Below are 15194 nucleotides of genomic sequence, written 5' to 3'. Positions count from 1 at the left end.
CTGTTCTAGCCGCGCCGCCGCGGCCCGCGATAGGGTGCCCGCATGGAACCGAAAGACGGCGGCCGGCTGATCTTCCAGTCGGAGGTGTTCACGACCGCACGCGGCCCGCGGCGCGCGCCGACCGGCAAGGTGGTGCGCGAGGCAGCGCGGGAGGTGCCCGTGCATGCCGAATGCGACGTGCTGGTCGTGGGCGGCGGCCCCGCTGGCACGGCGGCGGCCGTCGCGGCTGGACGGATGGGCGCGCGCACCCTGCTGCTGGAACGGCACAACCACCTGGGCGGGCTGTCGACCGGCGGGCTCGTCATCTGGATCGACCGGATGACGGACTGGACCGGTCGGCGTGTGATCCGGGGCTTCGCCGAGGAATACCTCGACCGCCTGCCGAAGGACGCGGTGATGGGCCCGCCGCCCGGCGCCTGGGGCGGGCGGGATTCCGCGACCGCCGCCTGGTGGGCGGTGCGCTCGGCCGCCTTCCACGGCATCGTCACCCATTCGCCGACCTGCGACCCGGAATGGATGAAGGCGACCGCGCTCGAGATGGTGCTGGAGGCCGGCGCCGAGGTGCTGTTCCACGCCTGGGGCGCCGAGCCTGTGATGCTGGACGGCGCCGTCGCCGGCGCGGTGTTCGAGAGCAAGCAGGGCCGCCGCGCCGTGCTGGCCAAGGTGGTCGTGGACGCGACCGGCGACGGCGACCTCTATGCCCGCGCCGGCGCCGCGTCCGACAGCGACACGGATGAACGCGACATCCACCACTGCATCAACACCTCCTGGCTCTTCGCGCATGTCGACATGCCGCGCTACCTGGCGTGGCGGCTGGAGAATCCCACGGAATTCAGCGCCTTCATGGCACGCGGGAAGGCCGAGGCCGGACTGTTCGACAAGGCCTTCGCATCCTGGCGGGACGATGTCGCGCTGTTCATGGGGCCGCGGCTCGCGGGGTATGACGCGACGCAGGTGGACGACCTGACCGAGGTCGAGATCCGCAGCCACCGCCTGATGCTCGAGCACCTGCGCATCTATCGCCGCGACGCGCCGGGCTTCGAGCGCGCGACGCTGATGCTGAGCGCGCCGCAGCTCGGCGTGCGTCACGCGCGGCGCCTGCGCGGCGTCTCGGCCGTGACGCGCGAGACCTGGGACGGGCGCGTGCATGCGGACGAGATCGGCGTCTCGCCATCGCTCGCGCCGAAATTCGCCAATGTGAGCGTGCCCTATGGCGCGCTGGTGCCGGAACGGCTCGACGGGCTGCTGGCGCCGGGGCGGCACCTCGCCTGCGACGCCACCTCCCACTCCTTCCTGCGGGAGATCCCGCAATGCTGGCTGACCGGGCAGGCGGCGGGCGTGGCGGCGGCGCTGGCGGCGGATGCGGGCATCGCGCCGCGCGCGGTGGACCCCGCCGCGATTCGCGCGGCACTACGCCGGCAGGGGGCGCATCTGCACGACCTCGCGCATGCGGTGGCCTAGGCATGCGAGGGGGCCTTGCCCCCTCGCGCTCCCCCACCAAAGGCCGCAAGGCCATAGGATGCCGGGTTCCGAGGGCCTTTCGGCCCTCGGCGGAGGGAGCCCGACGGAGGCTGCGCCTTCCCCGGTCCGCCCCTGGGTCATTGGTGCGGGCCTCTGCCTGGCCCTTTCCCTTCCGGCCCTGGCCCAGGGCACCGACTGGCGCGCGGCGGCCCCGGACCTCGCGCTCGACGGCCCGGTGCGGGAGATGCGCGCGCCGGTCATGCTCGGCGGCTCGGCCTGGGGACCTTGGCGCCGCATCTGCCGGGAGCAGGGGCTGAACCCCGGCCGCCCCCCGCGACGAGACTGCCTGGCGGTCGCCGAGGCGCGGGTGGAGGGTGACGCCGTGCGCCTGACCCTGGTGCAGGAGGGCACGTCGCTGCGCATCGCCGCGCGACGCGACACGGAGGGCCGCGTGACGGAGTTCGCCGCCGCGCGCGCAGACGGCAGCGACCCGCCGCCCGATGCGGCGCGCGACGGGCTGCTCGCCGCCTGGCGGGACCAGTTCGCGACGCTCAGCCTGACGCGGCGGCGGATCGCGCCCGGGGAAGGCTTCGCCCTGCCGGTCGAGGGCTCCCCGCAGGGCATGGCCTGCCGGCCGGAGGGGACCGGCGCCGTCGCGGGACGGTCGGTGCTGGTGGCGCGCTGCGCCGTGGAACTCGCTGGGCGGTTGCGCGGCGGCGCGGCGGAGGCGCGCGTCGCGATCTTCGCGCGCGTCGCGGTGGACGTGCCGACCGGCATGGTGGTCGCGCAGGGCTACGCGACGCGCATCGAGACCTTCGCGGGGGGGCGGTCGAACGGCGTGGTGGTCACGCCGTCGCGCGTTCTGGTGGAGTGACGCGCGGGGCCGGGCGCCCCGCACGCCGACGGCTCACTTGCGCGTCGCCTCGTAGCGCGCCTTGGTCTCGGCGTTGGGCGGATAGAGGCCGGGCAGCGGCACGCCCTTCTCCACCTCGGTCATGATCCAGGCTTCCAGCCGCTCCTGCTCCACCGCCGCCTCGACCACGGCGTCCAGCATCGCCTGCGGGATGACCACGGCGCCGTCGGCATCGGCCACGACGATGTCGCCCGGGATGACCGTGACGCCGCCGCAGCCGATCGTCTCCTCCCAGCCCACGAAGTTCAGCGCGGCGACGGAGGCCGGCGCCACGTAGCCCTGGCAGTACACCGGCAGGCCCGTGCCGATCACGCCCGCGCCGTCGCGCACCACGCCGTCGGTGACCAGGCCCGCGACGCCCTTCTTCGCCATTCGGGCGCAGAGGATGTCGCCGAAGATGCCGGCCGCCGTGCTGCCCATCGCATCGGCCACGGCGACGCAGCCTTCCGGCATCGCCTCGATCGCCGCGCGGGTCGAACGGGGGGAGGACCAGGAATCGACGGTCGCGAGGTCCTCGCGCGTCGGCGTGAAGCGGAGCGTGAAGGCGGGACCGACGATGCGCTTCGTGTTGCCCGGCACGATCGGGCGGGAGCCCGCGATGTAGCAGAAGCGCACGCCCTTCTTGAGCAGGACGGTGGTCAGCGTGGCGGTGCAGACGCCCTCGAGGGCGGTCTTCTGGGCGGCGGCGAGCGGCATGGGCGGGTCTCCTTCGGGGGCGTGCATCGCAGGGGGGCGCCGCCGCCGCAAGGGGGGCGCCGCGGCTGGCGCTTGCCGAGGGGCCGCCCGCCTCGCTACGAGACGCCATGCGCACCCGCCCCCTGATCGGCGTCACCCTCGATTCGGAACCCGCCGGGGGCTGGTCGAGGCTGCCCTGGTACGCGCTGCGGCAGAACTACTTCGCCGCCGTCGCCGCGGCCGGGGGGCTGCCGGTGGCACTGCCGCACCACCCGGATCTGGCGGCGGCCTACCTGGCGGAGGTGGACGGGCTGCTGGTGACGGGCGGCGCCTTCGACGTCGACCCGGCCCTTTGGGGCGGCGGCGCGCCGCATCCGAAGGTCACGCTCAAGCCCGGCCGAACGGATTTCGAGATGGCGGCGACGCGCGCCGCGCTCGCGGCCGACAAGCCCGTGCTCGGCATCTGCGGCGGGCAGCAGTTGCTCGCGGTCGCCTTCGGCGGCACGCTGGTCCAGCACATCCCGGACGAGGTCGCGGGCGCCTTGCCGCACGAACAGCCCAATCCGCGCACGGAACCCGGGCACGAGGTCGCGGTGGCGCCGGGCACGCTGCTCGCGCGCATCGTCGGCACCGACCGCATGGCGGTGAATTCGGCGCATCACCAGGCGGTGGCGACGGCGGGCAGCGGCGTGGTCAACGCGGTGGCGCCGGACGGCGTGGTCGAGGGCATCGAGCATCCCGGCCACCGCTTCGCGCTCGGCGTGCAATGGCACCCCGAATACGGCGTGGACCCGCGCGACCCGGCGATCTTCGCCGCCTTCGTGGAGGCCTGCCGGTGACCGACGATGCCCCGGACGACCCGAAGCGCGGCGAGCGCATCGCGAAGTGGCTGGCCCGCGCCGGCGTCGCATCCCGCCGCGACGCCGAGAAGATGATCGCCGAGGGCCGCGTGAAGCTCGGCGGCAAGGTGGTGGAGACACCCGCCACCTTCATCACGCCCGGCGACCACGTGGCGGTGGACGGAAAGCCGGTGGCGGCGCCCGAGCGCACGCGGCTGTTCCGCTACCACAAGCCGGAAGGGCTGGTGACCACGCATCGCGACCCGGAAGGCCGGCCCACGGTGTTCGAGAGGCTGCCGCCCGGCCTGCCGCGGCTGGTGAGCGTCGGTCGGCTCGACCTGACCAGTGAGGGGCTGCTGCTGTTGACGAACGACGGCGAGCTGGCGCGCAAGCTCGAGCTGCCGTCGAACGGCTGGCTGCGGCGGTATCGGGTCCGCGTGCACGGCCGGGTGGACGAGAAGGCGCTCGCGGCGCTGGCGCGCGGCGTGACGGTGGACGGCGTCGCCTATGGTCCCATCGAGGCCGGGCTCGACGCGCGGCAGGGCACCAATGCCTGGCTCACCGTCTCCCTGAAGGAAGGCAAGAACCGCGAGATCCGCCGCGTCATGGCGCATATGGGCCTGGAGGTGACGCGGCTGATCCGCACCGCCTACGGCCCCTTCCAGCTCGGCATCCTGCCGCGCGGCGCGGTCGAGGAAGTGAACGCCAAGGTGCTGCGCGACCAGCTGGGCCTCGACGCGCCGAAGCGGCTGCGCGAGGTGGCGCAAGCGCCGCTGGCCGAGCCGCCGCCCGATGCGCCGCGCCGCCCGCCGCGCGCGCGCAACGCCTCGATGGGCACGCGCCGCCCCGTGCGCGGCCGCGACGGTCCGCGGGGCCGAGGCCCGTGACACCACCCGCCGCAGGCGCCGCCCCCGTGGGGGCGGCCCGCCCTGCGGCCCGGGGCGCCGCAGCCGCGGCGCATGGCGCAACCACAGCCCCTCCCCGCATCAGGGATCGCCCGACCGGCACGCGCACCCGCTCACCGCGCGGTCCTATCCCGGCCTCATCCCCGACAGCCCGCGCACCAGTCGCGACCCCATCCCCCGCGGCGCGCGGCACTGCCGCGCGCCGGGAGCGCACGGCGCGACCGCGCCCAGACCACCAGCCGCCCCAGACGCATCAGCCCATGGCGCGCAGGCAAGCCGGCCGGATGGCCGGCGCCCGCCGCCTGAGGGCACGATAAACATGCGCATCATCGCCGGCCGCCACCGCGGGCGCACGCTCCGCGCACCGGAGGGCGAGGCGACCCGCCCGACCGCCGAGCGCGTCCGCCAGGCGCTGTTCGACATGCTCTGGCACGCCCCCTGGGGCGGGCGGACCACGATCCAGGACCGGCTCGTGCTCGACGCCTTCGCCGGCACCGGTGCGCTGGGGCTCGAGGCGCTGTCGCGCGGCGCCGACCACTGCACCTTCGTCGAGAAGGACCGCGCCGCGCTGGTCGCACTGCGCGCCAATATCGGCGCCTGCCGGGAGGAAGCCCGCACGGCCGTCCTCGCCACCGACGCGACGCGACCGCCCGTCGCGCGGGTGCCCTGCGGGCTGCTGTTCCTCGACCCGCCCTATGGGCGCGGGCTGGTCCCCGCAGCCGTGGCCGCGCTGGCGGCGGCAGGCTGGATCGGGCCCGGCGCGCTGCTGGTGGCCGAGATGGGGCTGGAGGAGGTGCTCGACCTTCCGGGCTACGAGGCCGTGGCGTCCCGCAGCCATGGCGCGGCGAAGCTGCACGTGCTGCGCGCGCCCGGGGAGCCGTGCTGAGGGCGTGCCATGCGCATCCTGGTCACGAACATCAGCGTCAGCGGGCGGAGCGGCACGGAACTCGTCACCGCCGAGGTGGCGCTGCGCCTGCAGGGTGCGGGCGACACCGTCGCCGTCTACACGCCGCTCAAGGGGCCGACGGCGCAGGTTCTGACGCCGCGCGGCATCGTCGTGGCGGACCGCATCCGCGACCTCGAGGGCTTCGACCCCCACCTCATCCACGGCCAGCACAACGCACCCTTCCTGGTGGCGCGGGCGGCCTTCGCCCGCGCTCCGGCGGTGTGGTCCTGCCACGACTACCGCAGCCATTGGGACCGGCCGCCGCCGCCGGGCTCGGCGCAGCTTTTCATCGCCCATTCGGCCGAGACGGCGGAACGCATCCGGCGCGAGGGCGGGATCGGCGAGGACAGGATCCGGATGCTGCCGAACGCGGCCGACCTCGGGAATGTCGTGGCGCCGGCCGTCCCGCCCGCGGCGCGGAGCGTGCTGATCGTCGGCAAGGGCGACCAGGCCGGGGCGCTGCCCGACCTCGCGCATGTGCTGCGCGCCCAGGGCTTCGCCGTGACCTGCGTCGGCCGCGGCATCGGCCCGGTGGTGTCGAACCTGCCCGAGGTGATGGCCGCGCATGCCGTCGTCGTCAGTTCCGACCGCACGGCGCTGGAGGCGATGGCCGCCGGCTGCGCCGTGGTCTGCGCCGATGCGCGCGGTCTCGCGGGGCTCGTGACGCCGGAGAATTTCCACACGCTGCGGCGGCGCAACTTCGGCGGCGCCGCGCTGGCCCGCCCGCTCGACCCGGCGGCGGTGGTGGCGGAGATCGCCGCGATCGACCCGGCGACGCAGGCCGCACTCCGGCGCGTCGCGATGCCCGAGATCGGCCTGGACCTCTACATGGATAGGCTGCGGGCGATCCATGCCGAGGCCATCGCCCTGGCCGGCAGTCCCGCCCCCGGCGATGCCATGCGCGGCGCCGAGACGCTGGAGGCGATGCTCGCCTCCCCCCGTCCGGGCGGCTTCGGGCCCGAGGCGACGCGCCGGATGCAGGCGGAGCACGCGACGCGGCTGGCGCGCGCCGAGCGCGAGGCGGCGCGGCTCGCGCTCCGGCTGCGGCTCGCGACGCTGAAGCCGGGAGAGCGGCTGCACATCAACGACTGGCACCGCGGCCCCGGCGCGGCGCTGCTCGGCGCCGGATGGACACGCGCGGAGGAAGGCCGCGTCGCCATGGCCGGCGGCGCCACCATCGACCTGACGGAAGCCTTCGCGCAGCGGCGGCTCGCGGCCGTGACGCTGCAGCTGGCGCCGACAGGCGCGGCGGGCGCGGCGCGGCTCGAGGTGCTGGACGGCGCGCGCCCGATCGCGAGCGTGACGGCCGAGGCCGGCATCGCGGCGATCGAGCTGCCGGGTGCCGCGTTGCTCGCCGCCGGGGCGAAATCCGTGCTGCTGCGCGCCGTCGAGGGCTCCGGGCGCGGATGGACGCTGATGGAGGCCGCGCTGCTCACCGACGCGCCGGCGTAGCGCGGCGCGCCGTCACCGCCGCCCGAACATACGCTCCAGCGCCGCCGCATCCAGCCGCAGCACGGTCGGCCGTCCATGGCTGCAGGTGGCCGCGCGTGGCGTCGCCTCCATCGCGCGCAGCAGCGCATCCATCTCAGCCGGCAGCAGCCGGCGCCCCGCCCGCACGCTGCCGTGGCAGGCGAGCCGCGCCACCGCGGCGTCGAGGCGCTGCTGCAGCGACGCCGCTTCCCCGAGCTCCGCCAGTTCCTCGGCGAGGTCGGCCAGCAGCGGCGCCGGGTCCGGCGTGCCGAGCAGCGCCGGCAGCGCGCGCACGAGCACCGCGGCCCCGCCGAAGCCCTCGATCTCGAGTCCGAGGCGCGCCAGCGCCGGCGCGTGCTCGAGCAGCCGCGCCGCGTCGCGCGCCGGCAGGTCCACCACGGCGGGCAGCAGCAGCGGCTGCGCGCGTACGCCGCCCTCGACCAGCTGCGCGCTCAGCGCCTCATGCGTCAGGCGCTCATGCGCGGCGTGCTGGTCCACCAGCACCAGGGCGCCGTCGGGTGCCTCGGCCAGCACGTAGGTTTCCAGGATCTGCGCCAGGGCGCGGCCGAGCGGATGATGGTCGGGGGCGCGCTCCGCCTGCGCGGCCGACCGTGGCGGCGCCGCCGGCACCAGGCCGAGGGCGCGCTGCATGGGACCCGGGGCCTGCAACGGGGCCATGGCTTCCGCGAAGCCGCCGGCCGGCGATCCGCCGGACGGCGCCGCGCCGCCGGGCAGCGCGTCGGGCCGGGGCGGCGGGGGCGCCGGCGCGGGTCCCGGCGACCAGCCGGCCACCGCGACGGCCGCGCCCCCGCCGACCGCGATCGCGCGGCGCAGCGCCGATATCACCGCGCCGCGCACCGCCTCGCCCTCGCGGAAACGGAGCTCGGTCTTCATCGGGTGGACGTTCACGTCCACGCTCTCGGGCGGCACGGTCAGGAACAGCGCCGCGGCCGGATGCCGCCCGGCCTCGATCACGTCGCGGAAGGCGACGCGCAGCGCCACGCGCAGCAGCGGGTCGCGCACGGGGCGGTTGTTCACCACCAAATGCTGCGCCGCCGTGGTCGGCCGCGTGTAGGAGGGGAGCGCCGCGAGCCCCCGCAGGTCGAGCGCCGCGCCGACCGCCTCGACCGGCACGGCGGCGGCGGCGAAGCCGGGGCCGAGCACCTGGCGGATGCGGCCCTCCCAGTCGGCGGCGGCCAGGGCGAGCGCCTCCCGCCCCTCGCTCTCGACACGGAAGGCCACGCCGGGCCAGGCGAGCGCGAGGCGGCGCACCGCCTCGATCGCGTGCTCGGCCTCGGTGCGCGGGTGGCGGAGGAACTTGCGCCGGGCGGGCGTCGCGAAGAACAGGTCGCGCACCTCGACCCGCGTGCCGGGCGGGCCGGCGGCGGGTGTCACCTCCGCCACGCGGCCGCCCTCGACCGCGATGCGGTGCGCGGAGCCGCCCGCCGGGCGGGAGGTAATCGCCAGCCGCGCCACGGCGCCGATCGAGGGCAGCGCCTCCCCCCGGAAGCCGAGCGTCGCGATGCGGAACAGCGTCGCTTCCTCGGGCAGCTTGGATGTGGCGTGTCGCTCGATGGCAAGCGCGAGGTCGGCCGCGTCCATGCCGCAGCCGTCGTCCTCGACCAGGATGCGGTCCATGCCGCCGCCGTCCAGCACGACCGAGACGCGCGTCGCGCCGGCATCGAGCGCGTTCTCCACGATCTCCTTCACCGCGGCGGCCGGGCGCTCGACCACCTCGCCGGCGGCGATGCGGTTGGCGGTGGTCTCGGGCAGGCGACGGATGGCCGGGCGCGGGGGCGACTCGACCGGGCGGACGGAGTCCATGGAGCCTTATACCAGCCGCCGCGGCCGTCGCCCCGGTGCCGCGCCCTGCAACGCTTCCTTCCGCTGCCGGGCGGATCGCGCGATGCTCGGCCGACGCAGCACGGGGGGCAGGCATGGCGGAGGAGGCGGACCGGCGGCCGATCGCGGCGCGCAGCCTGGGCGTGACGCAGCGCGTCGCCGCGGTGCTGGTGGCGCGCGGCGCCTCGCCGAACGGGATCTCGCTGGCCGGCATGGCGGCGGGGCTGCTGGCGGGCCTTGCCTTCGCGGCCGTGGCCTGGCTGCCGGGTGGGGCCTCGGCCTTCTGGCTGCTGGGCGCGGCGCTGGTGCAGGCGCGCCTCGCGGCGAACCTGCTGGACGGCATGGTGGCGATCGGACGCGGCGTCGCCTCGCCGGTCGGCGAACTCTACAACGAGGTGCCGGACCGCGTGTCCGACACGGCGGTGCTGGCGGGCCTCGGCGTCGCGGCGGGGTCGCCGGCGCTGGGGCTGGCGGCGGCGCTGGCGGCGATGGCGACGGCCTATGTCCGCACCACGGCGCGCGCGGCCGGCGCGCCGTCGGACTTCTCGGGTCCGATGGCGAAGCAGCACCGCATGGCGCTGGTCACGGTGCTCGCGCTGTGGTGCGCGCTGGTCCCGGCCGCCTGGTCGGGCGGCGCCTGGGCACCCTGGGGCGTGCTGGCGGCGATCACGATCGGGTCCCTGCTGACGGCCTGGCTGCGCCTCTCGCGCGCCGCGGCGGCGCTGGCGGCGCGGCCATGACCCGCCAGGGCGCCTTCGACCACCCGGTCGCCATCGGCATCGTCGCCGCCGCCGTGCTGGTGGTGGCCGCGGCCTTCGCGGTGATCGGCGTGATGACGCTGAAGGGCCGCGGCACGCAGGAACTGCGCCGCGAATTGTGGCTGCGCACCGCATCCTGGTGCCTGCTGCTGCCGCTGATGATGGGCCCGGTGCTGCTCGGGCGCGAATGGGTGATCGGCGCGGTCACGCTGCTCGGCCTCGCGTGCCTGCGCGAGTTCGACCGCGCGACGGGGCTGTTCCGCGAAAGGCTGGTGGCGGGGATCGTGGTGCTCGGCATCCTGGCGGCGAATTTCGCCGCGCTCGACCACTGGTACGGGTTCTTCGTGGCGCTCTGGCCGCTGACCGTCGGCGTGATCGTGGTCGGCACCATCCCGCTGGACCGCCCGGCGGGGTACGTGCAGCGCACGGCGCTCGGCGTCTTCGCCTACATGTTGTTCGGCGCGGGGCTGGCGCACCTGTCCTTCATGGCGAACGAGCCGGGCTACCGGCCGATCCTGCTGATGCTGCTGACCACGGTGGCGCTGTCGGACGTCGCGGCCTTCACCTTCGGCAAGCTGATCGGCGGGCCGAAGCTGGCGCCGGCGACGAGCCCGAACAAGTCCATCTCCGGCGCGGTTGGCGCGCTCGGCGTCACCACGCTGCTGGTGGCGGTGCTGTCGTCCTTCATCTTCGCGGGCACGCCGCTGGCGCAGTGGCACTGGCTGCTGCTGCTGGGGCTGGTGGTGGGCGTCGGCGCGCAGGCGGGGGACCTCATGCTGTCCTCGATCAAGCGCGACATCGGCATCAAGGACATGGGCACCATCCTGCCCGGCCATGGCGGGGTGCTGGACCGCTTCAATTCCCTGCTGCTGGTGGCGCCCGCGGCGTTCCACGTCATCCAGTTCTTCGTGGGCTTCGGGATGGGGCAGCCGGCGCGTCTGATCACCGGCGGATGAAGGAGTTCGAGCTGCGCCCGGCGCGCGACCACGGGCTCCCGGCCGAACAGCGGCTGCGCAGCCTGTCGCGCGAACGCGGCCTGGGGTCGGTGCTGGTGGGCGGCGCCTGGCGGGCGCTGCTGCGGACGTATCTCGCGGCGTTCCATCGGCTGGAGGTGACGGGGCGGGAGAATTTGCCGCCGGCGCCCTTCGTGCTGGTGGCGAACCATGCGAGCCACCTCGATGCGCTGACGCTGTCCGCCGTGCTGCGCGGCGATGCGGCGCGGCGCGCGCATGCGCTGGCGGCGGGGGACACCTTCTTCGGATCGACGCTGTCCTCGGCCTTCGCGGCCTATGCCGTCAACGCGCTGCCGGTCTGGCGCAAGAAGACGCGCGCGAGCGAGATCGCGACGCTGCGCGAACGCCTGATCGAGGACCGCCTGGTCTACATCCTGTTCCCCGAGGGCACGCGCTGCCGCGACGGCGCCATGGCGCGCTTCCAGCCGGGCATCGGCGCGCTGGTGGCGGGAACGCAGGTTCCGGTGGTGCCGTGCTTCCTCGACGGCGCCTTCGCCGCCTGGCCACCGCAGCGGCGCTTTCCTGCGCCGCGGCGGCTGCGGCTGCGGATCGGCGCACCGCTCCGGTTCGAGGATTGCGCGGCATCGCGGCAGGGGTGGGAGGACGTCGCCGCGCGCTGCGAGGCAGCGGTGCGGGGTCTGGCCCCGGCCTGACGCCGCCCTGCGCTAGACCGGCGCCAGCGCGTGATGCGGCCCGGCCGGCAGCGCCACCCGCAGCGCATCCCCCGCCCGCACCGCGCCGCCGGCGCGCACCACCGCCATGATCCCGGCCCTGCGCAGCAGGGCGCCCGCGCCGTCGCGGCCCAGCACCGCCCGCATCAGCCCGGGCTGGAACGCGTCAAGCTGGGCGCAGGGGTTGCGCAGGCCGGTCACCTCCACGACCGCCGAGGCGCCCAGGCGCAGCAACGTGCCGCGCGGCAGCGCGAGCAGGTCGAGGCCCTCGGTGGCGACGTTCTCCCCCATCTCGCCGGGCGCGATCGCAAAGCCCTGCGCCGCGAGCTCGTCGAACAGCTCGGCCTGGATCAGGTGCAGCTGGCGCAGGTTGGGCTGGGTCGGGTCGCGCGCGACGCGGGACCGGTGCTTCACCGTGGCGCCCGCATGGGCGTCGCCCTCGACGCCGAGGCCCGTGCGCAACAGGATCTCCGGCACCACCGCCTTGCTGAAGCGGTGGGCGGCGTCGCGGGCGACGGCGCGCACACGCCCCTGCCGGATCACGCGCGCGCCTGCAGGCGCAGGATCTCGGCGACCAGCGGCGCCGTCGCCGGGTCACGCGCCGAACCCCGTCCTTCCAGGGCCGCCAGCACGCCGCCCGCCAGCTGCTTGCCCAGCTCCACCCCCCACTGGTCGAAGGGGTTGATGCCCCACAGCGCGCCGAGGCACGCGACCTTGTGCTCGTACAGCGCCACCAATTGCCCCAGCGTGAAGGCGTCGAGGCGCGGCAGCAGGATCAGCGCGCTCGGCCGGTCGCCGGGGAAGACGCGGTGCGGCAGCAGCCGTGCGACCGCGGCCGCGTCGGCGCCGGCCGCGCGCATCTCGGCCTCCACGGCGGCCGCGTCCTTGCCACGCAGCAGCGCCTCGGCCTGCGCCAGTCCGTTCGCCAGCAGCTTGCGGTGGCTGTCGGCATGGGGGTGGTCGGGGTTCGCGACCAGGATGATGTCGGCCGGCACCGGCGTCGTGCCCTGGTGCAGCAACTGCATGAAGGAATGCTGCGCATTGGTGCCGGGCTCGCCGAACACCACGGGGCCGGAGGCGCGCGCGAGCAGGCTGCCGTCCAGTGCGACGCGCTTGCCGAGGCTTTCCATCTCGAGCTGCTGGAGGTGGGCGGGCAGGCGCGCCAGGCGCTCGTCGTAGGGCAGCACGGCGCGCGCGGGGTAGCCCAGCGCATCGACGTGCCAGACCTCGGCCAGCGCCAGCAGCGCCGGCAGGTTGTCCGCCAGCGGCGCGGACAGCACGTGCTCGTCCATCGCGCGCGCGCCGGCGAGCAGCCGGGCGAAGGCGTCCCAGCCGAGCGCCAGCGCCAGCGACAGGCCGATCGCACTCCACATCGAGAAGCGCCCGCCCACCCAGTCGCGGAAGCCGAAGACACGTTCGGGCGCGATGCCGAAGGCAGCCGTCGCCGGCAGGTTGGTGGACAGCGCGGCGAGATGCGCGCCGGCCCCCGCCTCCCCCACCGCCGCGGCGAGCCAGGCGCGCACGAGCGCTGCGTTGGTCATCGTCTCCTGCGTCGTGAAGGTCTTGGACGCCACCAGCACCAGCGTGCGGGCGGGGTCGAGGCGCGCGCGCACCTCCTCCCACGCATGGGCGTCGACATTCGCGAGGTAGTGCGCGCGCATCGGGCAGGTGGGCGTCCAGAGCGCGCGCGCCGCCATGGCCGGGCCGAGGTCGGAGCCCCCGATGCCGATGTTCAGCACGTCGGTGAAGCGCAGGCCGGTGGCGCCTTTCAGCGTGCCGTCATGGATGCGCGCGACGAAGCCGCGCATGGCCGCGAGCGTGCCCTGCACGGCGGCCGTCGCGTCCTCCTCCCCCGCCCGGAACGTGGCCTCGGGCGGGGCGCGCAGCGCCATGTGCAGGGCGGCGCGGCCCTCGGTGGCGTTGACCGGCGCGCCGGCCGCCATGCGCGCAAGGAAGCCTTCCATGTCGGCGGCGCGCGCCAGGGCGAGCAGCGCGTCCAGGATCTCGGCCGAGACGGAGGTGCGCGACAGGTCGAGCAGGATGTCGCCGGCGCGTCGCGTCATGCGCGCCGGGCGGTCCGGCGCGGCGGCGAACAGCGGCCGGATGGCGGCCGCGCCGGGGCGCCGTCCGAGTGCTTCCACGACGGACCAGGCGGCTTCGGCGGCGTGTCTGGGCATCGGCATCTCCCTCTTGTGCGGGGCCAGTGTGCCACGGGCTCGGCACGACGCGAGGCCGCCAGCACATCCGCCCGCATGCGGACCGGACGCGCCGTCCTGGCGCTGGGCGCCCTGCCCGCGGCGGCACGCGCGGAACGCCTGCGCCCGACCGGCGTGGAGGCGCCGGAGGGCGCGGCGCTGCGCGCCGCCGGCCGTGAGGTCCGTCCGCCACGCCGCGGCGAACGGGGCACGGCGCGGAGCCGACGAACGCCAGGGCAGTATCCGCCCCGTCAGATCCCGACCGGCTGCCCCGCCACCGTCACCGCGAGGTCGCCGGGCCGGAGCAGCGCGCCGGCGACGCGCGCGGCCGTGGGCACCGTGACGGCGCGCAGCCGTTCGGTACGCCCGTCGAGCCAGTCGAGCGGCCGGGCGTTGCGGCGCATGGCCAGCAGCGTCGCGGCGATGCGCCGGGTGTCGGTGAACTGCAGCGGCAGCGACCCGGTCAGGTAGGCAACCGCTTCGTCCAACTCGCCGGGCGTCGGCCCGGAGGCGGCGAGTTCGGACCAGACGCGCTTCGTCACCTCGAGCGCCTCGGCCACGCGCGCGTTCTCGGTGGCGAAGGCGGAGGTGACGACGCCGCCGCCGAAGATGGTGTCGAGCCCCGCGCCGATGCCATAGGTCAGGCCGCGTTCCACCCGCACCGCCTGCATGAGGCGGGAGGAGAAGCCGCCGCCGCCGAGCACGCGCAGCACCACCTGCGCGGCTTCCCAGTCGGGGTCGGTCGCGGCGATGCCCGGTTGGCCGATGATGACCTGCGACTGCGAGCTCGGCACCGGCACGACCTGGCGGCCGAAGGCGGTGAAGGGCGGCAGCGGCGGCGGCGCGGAGGGCGCGCCCTCGGGCAGGGAGCCCAGCAGGTCGGGCAGCAGCGCCGCCAGTTCCGCCGGCCGGATGGCGCCTGCGGCAGCCACCAGCACGCCGCCGCGGCGCAGTTGCGCGGCGAGCGCGGCACGCATCGCCTCCACCGTCACGCCGGCCAGGCTCTCGGCGGTGCCGCCGGAGGGCCGCCCTGCCGGGTGCTGCGGGAAGGCGGCGGCCCAGAAGGCGCGGCTCGCCTGCCCGCGCGGGGTCTCGAGCACCTGGCGCGCGCCGGCGATGGCGCGCGCGCGCACGCGTTCCACCGCGTCGGCCTCGAAGCGCGGCGCGGTCATGGCGAGCCGCGCGAGGCGCAGCGCCTCGGGCAACGCATCCGTCAGGCAGCGGAAGCCGCCCTCGAAATTGTCGCGCCCGGCGGAGAAGGACAGGCCGATCGCCGCGTCGCGCAGCGCGTCCTGGAACGCGGTGGCGTCGAGGTCGCCGGCCCCCTCCGAGAGCATGGCGGTCGCCATCGCCATGGTGCCCTCGGCGCCCGCGGCATCGCGCGCCGCGCCGCCCGGCCAGGACCATGACAGCGAGACGACCGGCACGGAATGATCCTCGACCAGCCAGGCGGTCACGGGGCCGGCCTCGACCACCTGGATCGGCAGGGTGAAGTTCGTGCTCATG

14 protein-coding genes are annotated in these 15194 nt (G+C 75.7%); 9 read left to right on the top strand and 5 right to left on the bottom strand.

Features of this window, described 5'->3' with window-relative positions; genetic code table 11:
• Window positions 1-42: 42 nt before the first annotated feature.
• Window positions 43-1461: an FAD-dependent oxidoreductase gene (locus E8M80_RS16095; protein ID WP_137126727.1), complete on the top strand. Its 1419-nt coding sequence runs from the start codon at window positions 43-45 to the stop codon at window positions 1459-1461.
• 58 nt (window positions 1462-1519) lie between these two features.
• Window positions 1520-2335: a hypothetical protein gene (locus E8M80_RS16090; RefSeq protein ID WP_137126726.1), complete on the top strand. Its 816-nt coding sequence runs from the start codon at window positions 1520-1522 to the stop codon at window positions 2333-2335.
• 33 nt (window positions 2336-2368) lie between these two features.
• Here the strand turns inward: E8M80_RS16090 and E8M80_RS16085 are convergent, their stop codons facing one another.
• Window positions 2369-3070, bottom strand: coding sequence for a ribonuclease activity regulator RraA (locus E8M80_RS16085; protein ID WP_137126725.1), 702 nt, complete (start codon window positions 3068-3070; stop codon window positions 2369-2371).
• Between the two features lie 107 nt (window positions 3071-3177).
• Between E8M80_RS16085 and E8M80_RS16080 the strand changes: the two genes are divergently transcribed.
• The 4 genes from E8M80_RS16080 (at window position 3178) to E8M80_RS16065 (ending at window position 7191) form a co-directional block, all read left to right on the top strand.
• On the top strand, window positions 3178-3888 hold the full coding sequence (locus E8M80_RS16080) for a gamma-glutamyl-gamma-aminobutyrate hydrolase family protein (protein WP_137126724.1): 711 nt from the start codon (window positions 3178-3180) through the stop codon (window positions 3886-3888).
• Window positions 3885-4775, top strand: coding sequence for a pseudouridine synthase (locus tag E8M80_RS16075; protein WP_240790072.1), 891 nt, complete (start codon window positions 3885-3887; stop codon window positions 4773-4775). The genes E8M80_RS16080 and E8M80_RS16075 overlap by 4 nt, the downstream gene beginning before the upstream one ends.
• Window positions 4776-5112: 337 nt before the next feature.
• Window positions 5113-5679: a 16S rRNA (guanine(966)-N(2))-methyltransferase RsmD gene (rsmD, locus tag E8M80_RS16070; protein WP_137126722.1), complete on the top strand. Its 567-nt coding sequence runs from the start codon at window positions 5113-5115 to the stop codon at window positions 5677-5679.
• A gap of 9 nt (window positions 5680-5688) precedes the next feature.
• Window positions 5689-7191 (top strand): glycosyltransferase, encoded by a 1503-nt coding sequence (locus tag E8M80_RS16065; RefSeq protein WP_137126721.1) that lies wholly within the window; start codon window positions 5689-5691, stop codon window positions 7189-7191.
• A 12-nt stretch (window positions 7192-7203) separates the two neighbouring features.
• On the opposite strand, the gene mutL is transcribed toward E8M80_RS16065, so the two are convergent.
• Window positions 7204-9033, bottom strand: coding sequence for a DNA mismatch repair endonuclease MutL (gene mutL, locus E8M80_RS16060; RefSeq protein ID WP_137126720.1), 1830 nt, complete (start codon window positions 9031-9033; stop codon window positions 7204-7206).
• 113 nt (window positions 9034-9146) lie between these two features.
• Between mutL and E8M80_RS16055 the strand changes: the two genes are divergently transcribed.
• Genes E8M80_RS16055 through E8M80_RS16045 form a run of 3 tightly spaced genes read left to right on the top strand, consistent with a single transcriptional unit; the run spans window position 9147 to window position 11475 of the window.
• A complete protein-coding gene (locus tag E8M80_RS16055; protein WP_137126719.1) occupies window positions 9147-9791 on the top strand; it encodes a CDP-alcohol phosphatidyltransferase family protein in 645 nt (214 codons plus the stop codon).
• A complete protein-coding gene (locus E8M80_RS16050; RefSeq protein ID WP_137126718.1) occupies window positions 9788-10765 on the top strand; it encodes a phosphatidate cytidylyltransferase in 978 nt (325 codons plus the stop codon). Before E8M80_RS16055 ends, E8M80_RS16050 begins: the two co-directional genes overlap by 4 nt.
• A complete protein-coding gene (locus E8M80_RS16045) occupies window positions 10762-11475 on the top strand; it encodes a lysophospholipid acyltransferase family protein (protein ID WP_137126717.1) in 714 nt (237 codons plus the stop codon). The genes E8M80_RS16050 and E8M80_RS16045 overlap by 4 nt, the downstream gene beginning before the upstream one ends.
• A 12-nt stretch (window positions 11476-11487) precedes the next feature.
• Here E8M80_RS16045 and E8M80_RS16040 read toward each other — a convergent pair whose 3' ends face one another.
• The 3 genes from E8M80_RS16040 to E8M80_RS16030 form a co-directional block, all read right to left on the bottom strand.
• Window positions 11488-12036, bottom strand: a complete 549-nt coding sequence (locus E8M80_RS16040; protein ID WP_240790071.1) for an MOSC domain-containing protein — start codon at window positions 12034-12036, stop codon at window positions 11488-11490.
• A complete protein-coding gene (gene pgi / locus E8M80_RS16035) occupies window positions 12033-13670 on the bottom strand; it encodes a glucose-6-phosphate isomerase (RefSeq protein ID WP_137126716.1) in 1638 nt (545 codons plus the stop codon). Before pgi ends, E8M80_RS16040 begins: the two co-directional genes overlap by 4 nt.
• 269 nt (window positions 13671-13939) lie before the next feature.
• Window positions 13940-15193, bottom strand: coding sequence for a pitrilysin family protein (locus tag E8M80_RS16030; protein ID WP_137126715.1), 1254 nt, complete (start codon window positions 15191-15193; stop codon window positions 13940-13942).
• Window position 15194 lies beyond the last annotated feature (1 nt).

Source organism: Roseomonas sp. HF4 (assembly GCF_005222755.1).
Lineage (GTDB): Bacteria > Pseudomonadota > Alphaproteobacteria > Acetobacterales > Acetobacteraceae > Neoroseomonas.
This window is presented reverse-complemented; position numbering and strand designations above follow the sequence as displayed.

What these genes read in the sequence shown, in the direction of transcription:
- E8M80_RS16080 (WP_137126724.1), top strand. Translation starts at nt 3,178, where the DNA reads ATGCGCACCCGCCCCCTGATCGGCGTCACCCTCGATTCGGAACCCGCC.
- mutL (WP_137126720.1), bottom strand. Translation starts at nt 9,033, where the DNA reads ATGGACTCCGTCCGCCCGGTCGAGTCGCCCCCGCGCCCGGCCATCCGT.
- E8M80_RS16045 (WP_137126717.1), top strand. Translation starts at nt 10,762, where the DNA reads ATGAAGGAGTTCGAGCTGCGCCCGGCGCGCGACCACGGGCTCCCGGCC.
- E8M80_RS16065 (WP_137126721.1), top strand. Translation starts at nt 5,689, where the DNA reads ATGCGCATCCTGGTCACGAACATCAGCGTCAGCGGGCGGAGCGGCACG.
- E8M80_RS16050 (WP_137126718.1), top strand. Translation starts at nt 9,788, where the DNA reads ATGACCCGCCAGGGCGCCTTCGACCACCCGGTCGCCATCGGCATCGTC.
- E8M80_RS16085 (WP_137126725.1), bottom strand. Translation starts at nt 3,070, where the DNA reads ATGCCGCTCGCCGCCGCCCAGAAGACCGCCCTCGAGGGCGTCTGCACC.
- pgi (WP_137126716.1), bottom strand. Translation starts at nt 13,670, where the DNA reads ATGCCCAGACACGCCGCCGAAGCCGCCTGGTCCGTCGTGGAAGCACTC.
- E8M80_RS16030 (WP_137126715.1), bottom strand. Translation starts at nt 15,193, where the DNA reads ATGAGCACGAACTTCACCCTGCCGATCCAGGTGGTCGAGGCCGGCCCC.
- rsmD (WP_137126722.1), top strand. Translation starts at nt 5,113, where the DNA reads ATGCGCATCATCGCCGGCCGCCACCGCGGGCGCACGCTCCGCGCACCG.
- E8M80_RS16095 (WP_137126727.1), top strand. Translation starts at nt 43, where the DNA reads ATGGAACCGAAAGACGGCGGCCGGCTGATCTTCCAGTCGGAGGTGTTC.
- E8M80_RS16090 (WP_137126726.1), top strand. Translation starts at nt 1,520, where the DNA reads ATGCCGGGTTCCGAGGGCCTTTCGGCCCTCGGCGGAGGGAGCCCGACG.
- E8M80_RS16055 (WP_137126719.1), top strand. Translation starts at nt 9,147, where the DNA reads ATGGCGGAGGAGGCGGACCGGCGGCCGATCGCGGCGCGCAGCCTGGGC.